Origin of the sequence: Phycicoccus avicenniae (assembly GCF_018139485.1) — a bacterium.
In the GTDB taxonomy this organism is placed as follows: domain Bacteria; phylum Actinomycetota; class Actinomycetes; order Actinomycetales; family Dermatophilaceae; genus Phycicoccus; species Phycicoccus avicenniae.
In genome coordinates this window covers 149,511-165,246 of record NZ_JAGSNF010000009.1, presented here as the reverse complement: position 1 = coordinate 165,246, position 15,736 = coordinate 149,511, and the positions used below count along the sequence as shown (strand labels likewise).

General features: G+C 76.1%; 15 protein-coding genes. 12 read left to right on the top strand and 3 right to left on the bottom strand.

Features of this window, described 5'->3' with window-relative positions; genetic code table 11:
• Positions 1-25 precede the first annotated feature (25 nt).
• The 3 genes from KC207_RS08125 to KC207_RS08115 are packed head-to-tail and all read left to right on the top strand — an operon-like array spanning position 26 to position 4,545.
• Positions 26-1,003: an AAA family ATPase gene (locus tag KC207_RS08125; protein ID WP_211602497.1), complete on the top strand. Its 978-nt coding sequence runs from the start codon at positions 26-28 to the stop codon at positions 1,001-1,003.
• Between the two features lie 3 nt (positions 1,004-1,006).
• Complete coding sequence (locus KC207_RS08120) at positions 1,007-2,206, top strand: DUF58 domain-containing protein (RefSeq protein ID WP_211602496.1); 1,200 nt, start codon at positions 1,007-1,009, stop codon at positions 2,204-2,206.
• Positions 2,203-4,545, top strand: coding sequence for a transglutaminaseTgpA domain-containing protein (locus KC207_RS08115; RefSeq protein WP_211602495.1), 2,343 nt, complete (start codon positions 2,203-2,205; stop codon positions 4,543-4,545). The genes KC207_RS08120 and KC207_RS08115 overlap by 4 nt, the downstream gene beginning before the upstream one ends.
• Before the next feature lie 378 nt (positions 4,546-4,923).
• Here the strand turns inward: KC207_RS08115 and KC207_RS08110 are convergent, their stop codons facing one another.
• Both KC207_RS08110 and KC207_RS08105 read right to left on the bottom strand, forming a co-directional pair.
• Entirely contained in the window at positions 4,924-5,235 is a 312-nt protein-coding gene (locus tag KC207_RS08110) for a type II toxin-antitoxin system PemK/MazF family toxin (RefSeq protein WP_211602494.1), read from the bottom strand.
• Positions 5,225-5,494, bottom strand: coding sequence for a hypothetical protein (locus tag KC207_RS08105; RefSeq protein WP_249138632.1), 270 nt, complete (start codon positions 5,492-5,494; stop codon positions 5,225-5,227). The genes KC207_RS08110 and KC207_RS08105 overlap by 11 nt, the downstream gene beginning before the upstream one ends.
• Positions 5,495-6,174: 680 nt before the next feature.
• On the opposite strand from KC207_RS08105, the gene KC207_RS08100 reads away from it, so the two are divergent.
• The 9 genes from KC207_RS08100 to htpX all read left to right on the top strand — a co-directional run bounded on the left by KC207_RS08100 (position 6,175) and on the right by htpX (position 14,844).
• Positions 6,175-6,696, top strand: a complete 522-nt coding sequence (locus KC207_RS08100) for an NADH-quinone oxidoreductase subunit C (protein ID WP_211602493.1) — start codon at positions 6,175-6,177, stop codon at positions 6,694-6,696.
• Positions 6,693-7,649 carry a complex I subunit 1/NuoH family protein gene (locus KC207_RS08095; RefSeq protein ID WP_211602492.1) on the top strand — a complete coding sequence of 319 codons (957 nt, stop codon included), beginning with the start codon at positions 6,693-6,695 and terminating at the stop codon, positions 7,647-7,649. Before KC207_RS08100 ends, KC207_RS08095 begins: the two co-directional genes overlap by 4 nt.
• Entirely contained in the window at positions 7,646-8,245 is a 600-nt protein-coding gene (locus tag KC207_RS08090) for a NuoI/complex I 23 kDa subunit family protein (RefSeq protein ID WP_211602491.1), read from the top strand. Before KC207_RS08095 ends, KC207_RS08090 begins: the two co-directional genes overlap by 4 nt.
• Positions 8,242-8,751 (top strand): NADH-quinone oxidoreductase subunit J family protein, encoded by a 510-nt coding sequence (locus KC207_RS08085; protein ID WP_211602490.1) that lies wholly within the window; start codon positions 8,242-8,244, stop codon positions 8,749-8,751. The genes KC207_RS08090 and KC207_RS08085 overlap by 4 nt, the downstream gene beginning before the upstream one ends.
• Positions 8,748-9,068 (top strand): NADH-quinone oxidoreductase subunit NuoK, encoded by a 321-nt coding sequence (gene nuoK / locus KC207_RS08080; protein WP_211602489.1) that lies wholly within the window; start codon positions 8,748-8,750, stop codon positions 9,066-9,068. Before KC207_RS08085 ends, nuoK begins: the two co-directional genes overlap by 4 nt.
• Entirely contained in the window at positions 9,065-10,963 is a 1,899-nt protein-coding gene (locus KC207_RS08075) for an NADH-quinone oxidoreductase subunit 5 family protein (protein WP_211602488.1), read from the top strand. Before nuoK ends, KC207_RS08075 begins: the two co-directional genes overlap by 4 nt.
• Complete coding sequence (locus tag KC207_RS08070; protein ID WP_211602487.1) at positions 10,954-12,435, top strand: complex I subunit 4 family protein; 1,482 nt, start codon at positions 10,954-10,956, stop codon at positions 12,433-12,435. Before KC207_RS08075 ends, KC207_RS08070 begins: the two co-directional genes overlap by 10 nt.
• Positions 12,432-13,892 carry a proton-conducting transporter transmembrane domain-containing protein gene (locus KC207_RS08065; protein WP_211602486.1) on the top strand — a complete coding sequence of 487 codons (1,461 nt, stop codon included), beginning with the start codon at positions 12,432-12,434 and terminating at the stop codon, positions 13,890-13,892. The genes KC207_RS08070 and KC207_RS08065 overlap by 4 nt, the downstream gene beginning before the upstream one ends.
• A 70-nt stretch (positions 13,893-13,962) precedes the next feature.
• A complete protein-coding gene (htpX, locus tag KC207_RS08060; protein ID WP_211602485.1) occupies positions 13,963-14,844 on the top strand; it encodes a zinc metalloprotease HtpX in 882 nt (293 codons plus the stop codon).
• A gap of 24 nt (positions 14,845-14,868) precedes the next feature.
• On the opposite strand, the gene KC207_RS08055 is transcribed toward htpX, so the two are convergent.
• Positions 14,869-15,657, bottom strand: a complete 789-nt coding sequence (locus KC207_RS08055) for a glucosamine-6-phosphate deaminase (protein ID WP_211602484.1) — start codon at positions 15,655-15,657, stop codon at positions 14,869-14,871.
• Positions 15,658-15,736 lie beyond the last annotated feature (79 nt).

Sequence of the window (15,736 nt, the reverse complement as noted above, 5' to 3'; positions counted from 1 at the left end):
CGACCCCGACCCCTCCGAGGACCCGATGAGCACCCCGCCCCTCGCCCACGCCGACGAGATCTCCTGGTTCGGCGACACCTTCCAGACCATCGTCGACAGCGTCGGCGGCGCCCTCGTCGGCAAGGAGCGGGTCGTGCAGCTCGCCGTGTGCTGCCTCGCCGCGGGCGGCCACCTGCTCCTCGAGGACGTCCCCGGCACCGGCAAGACGAGCCTGGCCCGGGCGCTGGCCGCGTCCGTGCGCGGCACCCACCAGCGGGTCCAGTTCACCCCCGACCTGCTGCCGTCCGACGTCACCGGCGCGTCGATCTACGACCCGCGCCGGCAGGTGTTCGAGTTCCGCCGGGGCCCGGTCTTCGCCAACGTCGTCCTCGCCGACGAGATCAACCGCGCCTCGCCGAAGACCCAGTCCTCGCTCCTGGAGGTCATGGAGGAGGGCCGGGTCACCGTCGACGGGACGACCCACGCCGTCCCGGACCCGTTCATGGTCATCGCGACGCAGAACCCCATCGAGCAGGCCGGGACCTACCGGCTGCCGGAGGCCCAGCTCGACCGGTTCCTCATGAAGACCGCGATCGGCTACCCCGACGCCGACGCGACGATCGACGTCCTCTCCGGCCTCGCCGTGCGCGACCGGGCGCTCGCCGTCGGGGCGGTCATCGACGGCGCGCAGGTGCTGCGGATGCGCGAGGTCGCCCGCTCGGTGCACGTCTCGCGCCCGCTCCTGCAGTTCCTCCAGGACCTCGCCGAGCGCTCCCGCGACCACCGGCACGTGCGGCTCGGGCTGTCGGTCCGCGGGCTGCTCGGGTACGTCCACGCGTCGAAGGCGTGGGCCGCGGGTCACGGCCGCAACTACGTCGTCCCCGACGACCTCAAGGACATCGCCGTGCCGGTGATGCAGCACCGGATGCTCCTCGACGCCGACGCCGAGTTCGACGGCGTCACCGTCCTCGACGTCATCGACGAGCTCTTCGACGCCGTCCCGCTGCCGAGCCCGCAGGACTGACCCGTGAGCGACCTCCGCCGGCTCCTCGCCCTGGCCCGGGAGCGGTCCGTCGTGACCGCCACCGGGTGGTGGGCCGCGGCCGTCGGGGTGGTCGGCGTCGGGGCGGGGCTGGTCCTGCGCTGGACCGAGCCGGTCGTCGTCGGCGCCGGCCTGCTCGCGCTCCTGGTCCTCGGGGTGCTCATGACCCTCGGCGGGTCGGCCGTGACCCTGCAGCTCGAGGTGCGTCCGGCCCGGGTGCGTCCGGGCGCGGTCGCGGACGGGCTGCTCACCGTCGTCAACAACCGCAGCCGGCGGACCGCCCCGGCCGACCTCGAGGTCCCCGTCGACGGCCGCGTCGAGGCCTTCCGGATGCCGTGGCTCAGCGCCGGGCTGCGCACGACCTACCCGTTCCCCATCGCCGCCGAACGACGCGGCGTCGTGCTCGTCGGACCGGTGAGCACCGTCCTCGGCGACCCGTTCGGCCTCGCCCGGCGGACGGTGAGCACCTCGGAGACGGTCGAGCTCTTCGTCCACCCCGAGGTCCTCGCCCTGCCCTCGCTCGACGCCGGGCTCGTCCGCGACCTCGAGGGGCGCGCGACGAACGACCCGTCGGTGTCCGACCTCGACTTCCACACCCTGCGCCCGTACGTGCCGGGCGACGACCGACGGCACGTGCACTGGCAGTCGACGGCCCGGGCCTCCACCGCCGCGGGGTCGACGAGCCTCATGGTCAAGGGCTACACCGACACCCGGCGCTCGCACGTCGGCGTCGTCCTCGACGCCCGGGCCACCGCGTACGCCGACGAGGACGTCTTCGAGACGGCGGTGAGCGCCGCGGCCTCGCTCGCGGTGCGCGCCCTGCGCGACGAGATGGACGTCACCGTCGTCGCGGGTGCCCACGCCGTGGACCGAGGCGCCGCCGCGCGGGTGCTCGACGGGTTCTCCCGGGTCGAGCCGGACCGGACCGACCTGCCGGGTCTCGCGGCCCGGCTCGCCGGGCTGGCCCCCGCGACGAGCATCGCCGTCCTCGTCACCGGTCCCGACACCTCGTTCGGCGAGGTGCAGCGGGCCGCCGCGCACCTCGGTCCGCACGTGCGCCTGCACGTCCTGCGGGTCGCGCCGGGGCAGCGCAGCCGGACGTCGTCGGTCCTCGGGGTGTCCTTCATGACGATGGGGGCGCCGGGCGACCTGCCGCGCCTCGTCCGGGCCGTGGGGGCGGCGTGACGGCGGGCGCGGGCGTGCGGGCCGGCCGGGACGCGGCCGGTCGGGGACGGGCGGACCTCCTCGTCGACGTCCTCGCCGTCGTCGTCCTCACCGCGACGGCCCTCAGCGCGTGGACCGGGACCTTCGCCGGCCCGTGGTGGCTCGTCGCGGCCGGCGCCGGGGTCGTTGCCGGTGTGCTCCTCGCGCTGGCGACCGACCTGCTGCGGCTGCCCTGGTGGGCGGCGGTGCCGGGCCTCGTCGCCGTCCTCGCCCTGCTCGGCCCACCGCTGTCGCTGCGGGGCACCGCGGCCGGGCCCTGGCCGACGCCGGCGTCCTGGGCGGCGTCGGCGGACACGGTGACCGACGGCTGGCGGCGCCTGCTCACGACCCTGCCCCCGGTCGACGGCGGCGGCCCGCTCGCGCTGCTGCCCCTCCTCCTCGCCCTCGTCGGGTCGTGCGTCGCGCTGCTCCTCGCCCGGCGGACCCGGGCGGCCTGGCTGCCGCTGCTCGTCCCGACCGTTGTCGGGGTCGCCGTCGCCGCGCTCGGGGTCGTCTCGCCCGGCGGGGTCCTCGTCCGCGGGCTCGTCCTGCTCGCCGTCGGACTGCTCTGGGGGACGGCCCGTGCCCGGCGCTCCGTCGTCACCCGCACCGGGGCCCCCGTGGAGCGGTTCGCGACCGCGGCCCTGCTGCTCGCCGTCGTCGGCGTGCTCGTCGGCGGCGGAGCCTCGTTGCTCGCGCCGGGGGACCGCGAGGTGGTCCGCGAGCACGTCGACCCCCCGGTGACGACGACGGACCGGCCGAGCCCGCTCGCCGCCTTCCGGGCCTTCCGGCCGGTGGCCGACGACCTCGCCGACCAGGAGCTCGTGCGGGTCGAAGGGCTGCCCGCGGGGACCCTGCTGCGGCTCGCGACGGTCGACACCTACTCCGGGACCGTGTGGGCGGCCGGCGACGGGACGACGGACGCCACCGACGGGTCGGCCGGCTTCCTGCGGATCGGGGCGCGGATCCCGCGCGAGGACGTCGGCCGGGAGGTCACCGCCCGTGTCACCGTCGGGCCCGGATGGGTCGAGCGCCGCGAGCTACGGCTGTGGCTGCCGACCCTCGGGGACGAGACCTCCGTCGAGGTCGAGGGCCCGCGGGGGGCCGACCTCGCCGAGCGGCTGCGCTACAACCTCGACACCGGTGCCGCGGTGCTGCCCGGCGGGCTCGACGTCGGGGAGAGCTACACGCTGCGGGCGCGCCTGGGCGCCGGGGCCGTGCCGGCCGGCGGCGTCGGGGCGACGCCGACCACCCCGCGGGTCGACCCCGAGCTGACCCGTCCGATGGCACGCCTCGTCGCGGCGGCGGACGTCGAGGGGCGCCCGCCGCAGGAGCAGGTCCGCGAGGTGGGGGCCTGGCTGCGGGAGAACGGGGCCTACAGCGACGGCGGGCCGGGGCAGGAGACGATCCTGCCCGGGCACTCGCTCGGCCGGCTCGAGACCTTCGTCAGCGAGACGGAGCCGGCGGGCAACGACGAGCAGTACGCCGCGACGCTCGCCCTCACCGCCGCCCACCTCGGCCTCCCGGCCCGGGTCGTCCTGGGAGCGGTCCCCGGGCCCGACGGCGTCGTCCGCGGCGCCGACGTGCGGGCCTACGTCGAGGTGTGGGACGACGGAGCGTGGACGCTGCTGCCGCCGGAGGACTTCGTCCCGGACCGGGACAAGGCGCCCTCGCCGCGGGCCGTGCGGCAGCAGGACCGCAGTCGGACGGCCGTCGTCCCGCCGCCCATCGCGCAGCGCCCGCCGAGCAGCGAGGACGGCTTCTCGCTCGACGAGTCGAGCAGCGGCCAGGGCCGCACCGCGACGACCGAGATCGGTCCCGGGCCGCCGGTGTGGCTGCTCGTCACCGCGGGCGTCGTCGCCGTCCCCGTCCTCGGTGTCCCGGCGTGGACGCTACTGCTCCTCGGTGCCAAGGGTCTGCGCCGGACGGTGCGGCGGCGCCGGGGCAGCCCGCGGTCGCGCGCCGCGGCGGCCTGGCAGGACGTCGTCGACACCCTGCGGGACGCCGGCTACCCCGTCCGGGCGCGCGACACCCGCCGGGAGGTCGCCCGCGCCGTCGGCGGGCGCTCGGTCGCCGACGCCGCCCGCGCCGCCGACATCGCGACGTACGGCCCGGGCTCGCCGTCGCCGCAGGCGCTGGACTTCACGTGGTCGCTCACCCGCCGGGTGCGCGCGGACGTCGCGGACGGCCGGAGCCTGCGGGAGCGGTGGCGGCGGGCGGTCAGCCTCGCCTCGTTCCTGCCCGAACGGTCGGCCGAGCCGATCCGGGTGCCGTCGGGCATCCATGCCGGCCGGCTCGTCGAGCGGCGCTCAGCGAGCTGAGCGGCGGTCCCTGCTGCGGGTGCCGACCTGCTCGTCTGTGCTGTGGACGGCGCGCAGGAGCCTGACGGTCCGGCTGGGAGATGGTGGCCGGCAACGGAGGACGTGTGATAAGGCGAATGTTCGGACCCGGTTTCCGTGATGTCCGGCCCCCCGAAATCTGGTCCATCTCGTGTGTGAGTGCTCGTCGATGATGAGAGTGCTGATGGAGGTGCCGGATGGCTGCGAGTAAGAGGTTCACGGCGGAGCAGATCGTGGCGAAGCTGCGGGAGGCGGAGAAGGGGACTGCTGCACCAATAGGTGTCAACCTGACCTTCACGCCGGCTTGGTTTCAGTCGTGGTGGTGAGTCGAGGGCGCGACTGAAAGGCTCCGACAGTCAGCTACAGGTCGAGGACGAGGCGGAGCGCTGCTTCCACACGTCGCAGCTCGTCGTAGGTCAGGTGGCCCGTGCTCTCGCCGAGGCGAACGGGGTCGACGGCGGTTGTCTGCTCTACGAGTACGAGCGTCCGCAGGCCGCCGATCAGGACCTCGGGTCTGAAGCTGGCCGGGCGCGCCGAGGTGGAGGTGGGGGCGACCAGCCAGGTCGAGAGCGGAAGCGCGTCGGACTGGACGACGACGGCGTACCGACGATTGGCCTGTTCGTGCCGCCGAGCGCCGTGAGGTGCGAGCAGCCGGAAGACCTCACCACGCACGCAGCGTCTCCATGTCCCGCAGCACCTGTGCGGCTTCGGCGCGGTCCTGCTCGTCGCGCGCCAGCTCCTCGGCCTCGGCCCGCAGCGCCCTGCGGGCCCGGTCGCGGGCTGCGTCGATCAGTGCGGCCCGCACCGCGACGGAGACCGACGTGCCGTCTGCGGTCAGGGTGGCGAGCGCCCGGGCGGCGTCGTCGTCGGGGCGGAAGGTGATCGTGTCGGCCCTCAGCGGGCCGGGCGGCCCGTCCCGGGGAGGCGCCACCGGCGGCGGCGTGGCGGGTCGGACAGCGGGGTCGGGACGTCGGGTCGGAGGTCGACGGCGCCGTCGGACGGGGCGAAGGCGGAGTGGCGTTCCGGACCCCAGTCCGGCTCTGGTTCCGGTCCTGGCGGCGGAGCCTCGGCAGGCGGCTTGCTGTCGCCCCCAGGCCGGCTCTCGGCGGAGCGGGATGCCTTGTCCGTCCGCCGGGGCCTCGCGGGACGACGACGGGGGGACGGCTCCGGCGCCGGTGCGGGGGCCGCCGGTCCATCGTCCGCTGCCGGGATGTCCGGCACCGGGCCGGCCGGGGCCGCCGGGGTGTCCCGGTAGGCGCCGTAGCCGGCCCACGGTCGGATCCGCTGCTCCAGGCCCTCGCCGGAGGTGCGGGTCGCCGCGCGGGGCGGCTCCGGTGGGGGAGGGACGAGCCGGGCCGGCTCCGGTTCCGGCGACGCCGGTGCGGCCTCGGTCTGCGGCGGGGCGGTCTCCGGCGGCGTGGTCTCCGGTGTCGTCGAGGCTTCGGGGAGCGCCGGGACGCTCGCCCAGAACGAGCGCAGGACCGAGCCCGTCGCGGCGTCCGGGGCGTCGTCAGGCACGGCCGTCATCGTAACGAGCGCCGACGGGGCGCGCCGGGCCTTCACCGGTCACGGGGTGGGGGTGAGGGGGCACCGATCGCTAGGCTGCCCGGCGTGACGGACGAGACGCGCGTGGTCGGGCCCCGGACGTGGGTCGAGACCGTCGCGGCGGCCCGTGACGAGGGCTTCGCCTTCCTCGACTGGCTGAGCGCCGTCGACCGTCTCCACGACGACGCCGCGCCCGGCTTCGACGTCGTCTGCCACCTCCTCGACGTGGACACCCCGGGGACGCTGCGCGGGCTGCTGGTCACGACCCGGGTGGCCGACGGCGAGCCGCTCGCCTCCCTCACCGGGGTCTTCGCCGGGGCCGCGTGGCACGAGCGCGAGACCCACGAGATGTTCGGCATCGGGTTCTCCGGGTTCGACGACGGCACCGGCCTCGGTCTGCGCCCGCTCCTGCTGCCGGACGGCTTCGAGGGCACCCCGCTGCGCAAGTCCTTCCAGCTCGCCGCCCGGGCGTCGACGCCGTGGCCCGGCGGCAAGGAGCCGGGGGAGGGGCACGAGTCCGCCCGCTCCCCGAGCCGGCGCCGGGTGCAGGCCGCAGGCGTCCCACCGCCGGAGTGGGGGCCGCGATGAGCGCCCTCGAGGTCACCCTGCGCGCCCTGTCGGCGCTCGCCGCCTTCCTCGTCCTGCCGCTCGTCGTCGGCCAGGCCGAGCACAAGGTCATGGCGCACATGCAGGGCCGGCTCGGGCCGATGTACGCCGGCGGCTTCCACGGCTGGGCCCAGCTCGTCGCCGACGGGGTGAAGTTCGCCCAGAAGGAGGACATCGTCCCGCGGGCCGCCGACCGCGGCGTCTTCCGGCTCGCGCCCGCCGTCGCCCTCGTGCCCTACCTCGTCGCCCTCGCCGTCCTGCCGGTCCACCCCGGCGTCGCCGCCGTCGACGTGCCCGGGTCGGTCCTCGTCGTGCTCGCGGCGACCGCGGTCGGGGCCCTCGGCACCCTCATGGCCGGCTGGTCCAGCGCGAACAAGTACTCCCTCATCGGCGGGCTGCGGGCCGCGGCGCAGCTCGTCTCCTACGAGCTGCCGATCGTCCTCGCCGTCGCGTCGGTCGCCATCGCCGGTGGCTCGCTGTCGCTCATGGCGCTCGCCGACGCGTGGACGCCGTGGTGGCTGCTGTGGCAGCTGCCGGGGGCGGTCGTCTTCCTCGTCGCCGGGGTCGCCGAGCTGCAGCGCCCGCCGTTCGACATGCCGATCGCCGACGCCGAGCTCGTCATGGGTGCCTGGACCGAGTACACCGGGCTGCGGTTCGCCTTCTTCCTCCTCGCCGAGTACGCCGGCATCGTCGTCGTGTCCGTCCTCTTCGCCGTCCTCTGGCTCGGCGGCTGGCAGGGACCGTTCGACGACACCCTCGGCTGGCTGTGGACCCTCCTCAAGGCGTTCGGCGTCGCGATCGTCGTCGTGTGGGTCCGGGTGTCCTGGCCGCGGCTGCGCGAGGACCAGCTGCAGCGGCTCGCGTGGCTGTGGCTCGTCCCGCTCGGGCTGCTCCAGCTGCTCCTCACGGGCGTCGGGGTGGTGAGCGGCTGGTGACCGGACCCCGCGTCCCCGGCGTCCTCAAGGGCCTCGCGACGACCGCGCGCACCGCGCTGCGGCCGGCGCACACGAGCGAGTACCCCGACGTCCCCCCGGACCTGCCGCCGCGCAGCCGGGGCGTCATCGCGCTGCTCGAGGAGAACTGCACCTCGTGCATGCTCTGCGCCCGCGAGTGCCCCGACTGGTGCATCCACATCGACTCGCACAAGGAGACCGTCCCGGCACCCGCCCCCGGGGGCCGGGAGCGGCAGCGCAACGTCCTCGACCGGTTCGCCATCGACTTCTCGCTGTGCATGTACTGCGGCATCTGCATCGAGGTCTGCCCGTTCGACGCGCTCTTCTGGAGCCCCCAGTTCGAGTACGCCGAGACCGACATCCGCGACCTGCTCCACGAGAAGGAGCGGCTCGGCGGCTGGATGGCGAGCGTCCCCGCCCCGCCGGCCCTCGACGAGCGCGCCGCCCCGCCCGCCGAGGAGACCGCGGCCTCCCGCCCGGCCCGGGGCGGTCCCCGCGGGGGTGCCGGGCGGACCCCGCCCGCCCGCCCGCCGCGGACCGTCCGACCGAGGGTCGTGGAGTCCGAGGACCCGTCGTGACCCCGCTCGACACGGCGTTCGCGGCCTCGTCCGTGCTCGCCGTCGTCGGGGGCGTGCTCGCGGTGGCCACCCGGCACGTCGTCCACGCCGCCCTGTGGCTCGTCGTCGCCCTCCTCGGGGTGGCCGGGGCGCTGCTCGTCCTCGGTGCCGAGCTCGTGGCCCTCGTCCTCGTCCTCGTGTACGTCGGTGCCGTCGTCGTCCTCGTCCTCTTCGCGCTCATGCTCACCCGGGCACCGGTCGGCCCGGACCGGGAGCACGCGCCCGGACCGTGGCGGGTCGTCGGCGGGGTCCTCCTCGGCCTGGCGACGGCGGGCCTGCTCGCGACGGCGCTCGTCCCGCTCGCCGACGGCACGGTCGAGCGGGCCGACGTCACCTCCCAGCAGGTCGCGGGTCAGCTCTTCGCGACGTGGGTGTGGCCCTTCGAGCTGCTCTCGCTGCTCCTGCTCGCCGCCCTCGTCGGGGCACTCGCCGTGGCCCGGGTCGGGCGCAAGGAGGGGAGCGCGTGATCCACCTGCTCGGGCCCTACCTCCTCGCGGCGGCGCTCGTCGGCATCGGGGTCGCCGGCATCGGGCTGCGCCGCAACGCCGTCCTCGTCCTCGTCGGGGTCGAGCTCGTCCTGTCCGGGGCGCTCGTCCTGCTCGTGACCACCCAGGCCGCCGGCGCCGACCGATGGGCGGCGGGCAGCGTCCTGCCACTCTTCGTCGTGACCATCGCCGCCGCCGAGGTCGTCGTCGCTCTCGCCGTCGTGCTCGCCGCCTTCCGGCTGCGCGGGAGCATCGACCTCGACGCCCGCTCGGCCGACGGCCCGGGAGCGCCGCGATGACCCCGTGGCTCGTCGTCGGGCTGCCCGTCGTCGCGTCCGTCGTCGGGCTCGCCGTGCGGCGGGACGACCGGATCGCCCGCGTCGTCGCGGTCGGTGCCGGAGCCGCAGCCCTGTTCGTCGCCCTCCTCGGCTGGCTCGTCGCCGACGACCGGGCCATGCTCGTCGCCGGACCCGGGCTGCGCGCGGGTGAGCTCGACGTCCCCCTCGACCTCGTCGTCGACCCGCCCCGGGCCGCCGTCGCCGCCGTCGTCGCCCTCGTCGCGCTCGCGGTCCAGGTGTACTCGACGTGGTACCTCGCCGCCGACGACCGCTACGGCACGTTCGCGGCGACCGTCTCGCTCTTCACCGGCGCGATGCTCCTCGTCGTCCACTCCGCCGACCTCCTCCTCACCGTCGTCGGCTGGGAGGTCATGGGCTGGTGCTCCTACCTCCTCGTCGGCCACTGGTCGCGGCGGGCGAGCGCCCGGCGAGCGGCCCTCAAGGCCTTCCTCGTCACCCGGGTCGCCGACGTCGCGTTCGTCCTCGGCCTCGTCGGGCTCGCCGCCGGCGCGGGGTCGACCTCGCTCGGGCTCGTCCTCGACGCGTGGGCCCGCCCGACCGAGTGCATCGACGCCGAGACGGCAGCAGGGTCCTCCCTCGGCGGGGCGCTCACCCTGTGCGACGCGCCGGATGCGCGGGTGCGCGCCGTCCTGCTCGTCCTCGTCGTCGTCGGCGTCCTCGGCAAGTCGGCGCAGGTGCCGTTCCAGGACTGGCTGCCCGACGCGATGGAGGGCCCGACCCCCGCGAGCGCGCTCATCCACGCCGCGACGATGGTCGCCGCCGGCACCGTCGTCCTCGCCGGGCTCTTCCCGGTGCTCGCCGAGAGCCCGACGGCCCGCTGGGTGCTCGGGGTCTCGGTCTCCGTGACGATGCTGCTCGCCGCCGTCCTCGCCTTCGCCCAGAGCGACCTCAAGCGGATGCTCGCGTGGTCGACGGTGAGCCAGGTCGCCGTCATGCTCGCCGCCCTCGCAGGCTCGCCCCTGGACGCCGGTCCCGACGGCGGGCTGCTGCACCTGTGGTCGCACGCCCTCTTCAAGGCGTTGCTCTTCCTCGCCCTCGGCTGGGCGGCGCTCGCCGCCGGGGGGACGGCGGTGGCCGCCCTGCGGGGGAGCGCCGCGGACGCCCCACTGCTCCGCCTGGCCGTCGCCGCGGGCTTCCTCTCCCTCGCCGGCGTCCCCCTCGTCGTCGGCGGGGTGTCCAAGGAGCACGTCCTCGCGACCGTGTGGGACGGCGCCGTCGCCGCCGACGGGCCCGGCGTCCTCGTCCTCGTCGCGCTCGTCGTCACCTCGTCGGTGACGGCGGCGTACAGCACCCGCGGCTACCTCCTGCTCACCGCGCACACGCGCGGCGGCCCCGAGCCGGTGACGCCTCCCGCGGCCGTGCGGGCGGTCCTCGGCACGCTCCTCGTGCTCACCGTCCTCGGCGGGCTGGTCGTGCTCACCGGGACCTTCGCGGTGCACAGCGTGTCGCTGCTGTGGCTGCTCCTCACCGCGGTCGTCGTCGCCGTCGGGGTCGCCGTCGCGCTGCGCGGCGGGTTCGACCGCGACCCCGCGGAGGTGCTCGCGCGGCGGTTCGTCCCCGTCGCCGACCGGGGCCTCGGGGTCGACCTGCTCTACCGGCGCCTCGTCGCCCGGCCCGTGCTCCGGCTCGCCCGGCTCGTCGCCTTCGTCGACACCGAGGTCATCGACGCCTACGTCCGCGGCACGGTCGTCGGCACCCGGGCCGCCGGCTGGGCGGGGCAGCGGCTGCACCGGGCCGAGCGGCCCGGGGCGGGCGTCGGGCTCGTCCTCGGCGCCGTCGTCGTCCTCGCGGCCCTCGCCCTCCTCGCCGCGACGGGGGTGCTCCGATGGTCGTGAGCCTCCTCCTCGGCCTGCCGGCCGCCGTCGGGCTCTGGCTCGTGAGCGGCGGACGGGCGATGCCGGTGCGCGCGGCCCGCCCGCTCGCGGCGGTGACCGCCGCCGCCACCCTCGTCCTCGCAATCCTCACCGTGACCGGCGCGGACGAGGTCGACCGGGCCTGGCTCCCCGAGCTCGGGGTGCGCTGGTCCTTCGGGGTCGACGGCATCTCCGTCCCGCTCGTGCTGCTCACCGCGGCCGTCGGAGTCGTCGTCACCCTCCACGCGTGGGTCGAGCTGCCCGCGGGGGGCTCGCCCGCGACGTTCCTCGGCTCCCTCCTCGTCGTCGAGGCCGGCGCGCTCGCGACGTTCACCGCCCGCGACGCCGTGCTCTTCCTCGTCGCCTTCGAGCTCGTCCTCGTCCCGATGTGGGTGCTCGTCGGCCGGTACGGCGCCCCGCACCCGGCGCGCGCCCGGACCGAGGCGGCCCTTCGGTTCGTCCTCTACACGGCGGTCGGCTCGACGGTCCTGCTCCTCGGGATCCTCCTGCTCGTCGCCTCCGCCGGGACGGCCGACCTGCGCGAGCTCGCGGGCGGCGCCGGAGCCGCCCTCGACGGGGGGACTCAGCTCGCGGTCGCGCTCCTGCTCGTCGTCGGGCTCGCCGTCAAGGTCCCCGTCTTCCCGTTCCACACGTGGCTGCCGCCCGCGCACACGACGGCCCCGACGGCCGGCTCGGTCCTGCTCGCCGCCGTGCTCCTCAAGATGGGTACCTACGGCCTCGTCCGGCTCCCCGTCGCGACCGTGCCCGAGGGCACGGCGACCCTCGCCCCGGCGCTCGCCGTCGCGGGCGCCGTCGGGATCGTGTGGGGCGGCCTCGTCTGCCTCGTCGAGCGGGACCTCAAGCGGCTCGTCGCGTACTCGTCGGTCGCGCACATGGGCTTCGTCGTCCTCGCGCTCGCGAGCGGGTCCGAGACCGGGCTCCAGGCCGCGCTCTTCGCCAACGTCGCCCACGGCGTCGTCTCGGCGCTGCTCTTCGTCCTCGTCGGCGGGCTCAAGCAGCGCTGGGGCGACGTCGACCTCGCGGTGCCGCGCCCGGCCCTGCGCGAGACCTCGCCCCGCCTCGGCTTCGTCCTCGTCCTCGGTCTCGCCGCGAGCCTCGGGCTGCCCGGCCTCGCCGGCTTCTGGGGCGAGGTGCTCGCGATCTACTCCGCGTGGGCCCCGGCGGCGGACCGCCCCCGCGTCGTGCTCCTCGCCTGCGCCGTCGTCGCCGCGCTCGGTGCCGCCCTCGCCGCCGCGTACTGCCTCCGGGTCGCCGGGATCGTCTGGGCCGGTGACCGCCCGGACCGGGACGCGCCGCGCACCCCGGACACCCACGGCGTCGAGCAGGTGCTCCTCGGGGTCCTCTCCCTCGGAGTCGTCGTCCTCGGGGTGGCGCCGATGCTCCTGCTGTCGACGACCGCCGACGCCGTCGCCCGGATCGGGGGCGGACCGTGACCCCGTCCCTCGTCACCGTCGACTGGCTCGTCCTCGCACCGGCGCTCGCCCCGGTCGCGGGCGTCGTCCTCGTCCTGCTCGGCGACGCCGTCCTGCCGCGACGCTTCGGCGGCGCCGCCGTCGCGCTCGCGGCCCTCGCCCTCGTCGCGGGCGCCGTCGCGGCGGTGTGGCTGCCCCGGGCGGCGGGCGGCGCCGTGAGCACGCTGTGCCTGCCCGCGCCCGACGGCGCCTGCCTGTGGACGGCGGGCGCGAGGGCCTCGACGCTCCAGGCCGGGGTCCTCCTCGCCGGGGCCGCGGCCCTCGCCCTGCTCCACGAGGGCCGCCCGCGCCCCCGGGACGGCGCGGTCGCCGCGACGCTGCTGCTCGCCGCGTGCACGGGCGGGGTCACCGTCGCGGCCGCGACCGACCTCGGCACCTGGCTCGTCGCCCTCGAGCTCGCGACCGTCCCCGCCGTCGCGCTCGTCGCGCTGCGCGGCACCCGGGCGTCCGCGCACGGCGGTCTCAGCCTCCTCGTCACCTCGCTCGCCTCCTTCGGCCTGCTCGTCCTCGGCGCCGCGCTGTGGCTCACCGCGACCGGCGACGCCACGTTCTCGCGGACCGGTGCCGCCGCGGCGTGGGCCGACCCGGACCGGCAGGTCGTCCTCGTGCTCGCGGTGACCCTCCTCGTCGCGGGTCTCGGCTTCAAGCTCTCGGCCGTGCCCTTCCACGCGTGGACGCCGCAGGCATACGCCGGCGCCGACCTCGGGACGACCGCGTTCCTCGCGGCGGCCTCGAAGCTGTCCGCCGTCGCGGCGCTGCTCGTCGTCCTCGCCGCGCTCACCGACCTACCCGGCGGCCCGGGGCCGCTCGCCGTCGTCGTCGGCGTCCCGGCGGTGCTCTCGCTGCTCCTCGGCACGCTCGTCGCGCTGCGCCAGGACGACCCGGTGCGCCTCCTCGCGTGGTCGACGATCGCGCAGGCCGGCTGGGTGCTCGTCCCGCTCACGGCCTTCTCCGACGCGGGCCTGCGGGCGGCCGCCGCCTACGTCCTCGTGTACGCCGCCGCCTCCCTCGTCGCGCTCGCCGTCCTCGGCCGCACCGGGGCCCGAACGCTCGAGGACCATCGGGGCCTGCTGCGGCGGGACCCGCTCGCCGGCGGCACCCTGACGCTCGCCCTCCTCGTCCTCGCGGGGCTCCCGCCCGGGGTGGTCGGCCTCGTCGTGAAGATCGTCGCCCTCGCGCCGGTCGTCGAGGCGGGGGTCGTGCCCGTCGCCGTGGCCGCGGTGCTCGCCGTCGTCGTCGGCATCGCCGTCTACCTGCGGTGGGTCGCGGTGCTGCTCTCCCGGCAGGTGACGCCGTCGACGCTCGAGGAGCCGTCGACCGCGCGCCGCCCGGCGACGCTCGTCGTGCTCGTCGTCGGGACCGGCCTGCTGGTGGTGGCGAGCGCGCTGCCGGCGGGCCTGCTCGCCGCCGCGACGTGACCGCGACGTGGGCGCCGCGCGACGAGGGGTGTCCCGGAACTAGATCGATCGCCCGGGGCGTTCACCCTGCATGCACAACCACTTCAACGGGCTGAAGACCGCGGCCCTGCTCGGCGGTCTCTGGGCGCTGCTGCTGGCCGTCGGCTGGTTCATCGCGCAGGGCACGGGCAGCCCGATCTTCATCCTCGTCTTCGCGCTCATCGGCCTCGGGACGACGGCCTACGGGTACTGGAACTCCGACAAGCTCGCCATCAAGGCGATGCACGCCTACCCGGTCACCGAGGCGCAGGCGCCCGCGATGTACCGCATCGTCCGCGAGCTCTCCACCCGCGCGAACAAGCCGATGCCGCGCCTGTACGTCTCGCCGACCCAGGCCCCGAACGCCTTCGCGACGGGCCGCAACCCCGAGAACGCCGCCGTGTGCTGCACCGAGGGCATCCTCGGCCTCCTCGACGAGCGCGAGCTGCGCGGCGTCCTCGGCCACGAGCTCATGCACGTGTACAACCGCGACATCCTCACCGGGTCGGTCGCGGCGGCCATCGCCGGTGTCATCTCCTCGATCGGCCAGTTCCTCGCCTTCACCGCGATCTTCGGCGGTGGCAGCAACGAGAACCGCAACCCGATCGCCGGTCTGGCGCTGGCGCTCCTCGCGCCGATCGCCGCCGTGTTCGTCCAGATGGCGATCTCCCGCACCCGGGAGTACGACGCCGACGAGGACGGGGCGACGCTCACCGGCGACCCGCTGGCCCTCGCGAGCGCCCTCCGCAAGCTCGAGCAGGGCGTCGCCAAGGCGCCGCTCGCGCCGTCGCAGCAGCTCGTCAACGCCAGCCACATGATGATCGCGAACCCGTTCCGGGCCCAGGACGTCTCCCGGATGATGTCGACCCACCCGCCGATGGCGGAGCGGATCAAGCGCCTCGAGCAGATGGCCTATGGGCACCGCATCGACTGACCGGCGGTCGTCACGCGGGCGCCGTCAGCGCTCCGGCAGGCCCGCCGCGGAGTCGTCGTAGTACTGCCGGTTGCGCAGCCCCGCCGCGGCGGCCTCGTCGAGGCACACGACGGTGTCGGGGTGCCACTGCAGGACCGAGGCCGGCACCGACGCCGTGAGCGGTCCCTCAAGCGCGGCGGCGACCGCGTCGGCCTTGGTGTCGCCCGTCGCGACGAGGACGAGGCGCCGGGCGTCGAGGATCGTCCCGAGCCCCTGGGTCAGGCAGTGGGTCGGGACGTCGTCGAGGCCGCTGAAGAAGCGGGCGTTGTCGCGGCGGGTCCGGTCCGACAGCCGCTTGATCCGGGTGCGCGAGGTGAGGGCGGACCCGGGCTCGTTGAAGCCGAGATGGCCGTTCGCGCCGATGCCGAGCACCTGGACGTCGACCCCGCCGAGGTCGGCGATCCGCGCCTCGTAGGCGGCGGCGGAGTCCTCGAGCGACGCCTCGTCGGTGCTGGACCCGTCCGGGACGGCGAGCCGGTCGGGGGAGAGGCCGACGACCTCGCACACCTCGCGCAGAAGCACCTGGCGGTAGCCCTCCGGGTGGCCGGGCGGCAGGCCGACGTACTCGTCGAGCGCCACCCCGTACGTCGCCGAGAAGTCGACGTCGCCGCGCTCGACGGCGCGTCCGAGCTCGCGGTACAGCCCGAGGGGGGACGACCCGGTCGCGAGGCCGAGGACGGGGTCGCGGCCGGCGACGCGGCGCAGCGCCGCGAGGACCGCTCCCGCCGCGCGGGCGGCGGTCTGCTCCGGGGTGCTGCTGACGAGGACCTCCATGCCGCCAGCCTAGGGCGCGGCCCCACCACGACGGGGCGGGGTCCGGCGGCCCGTCCGGGCTCCCGATCTGGTCCAATGA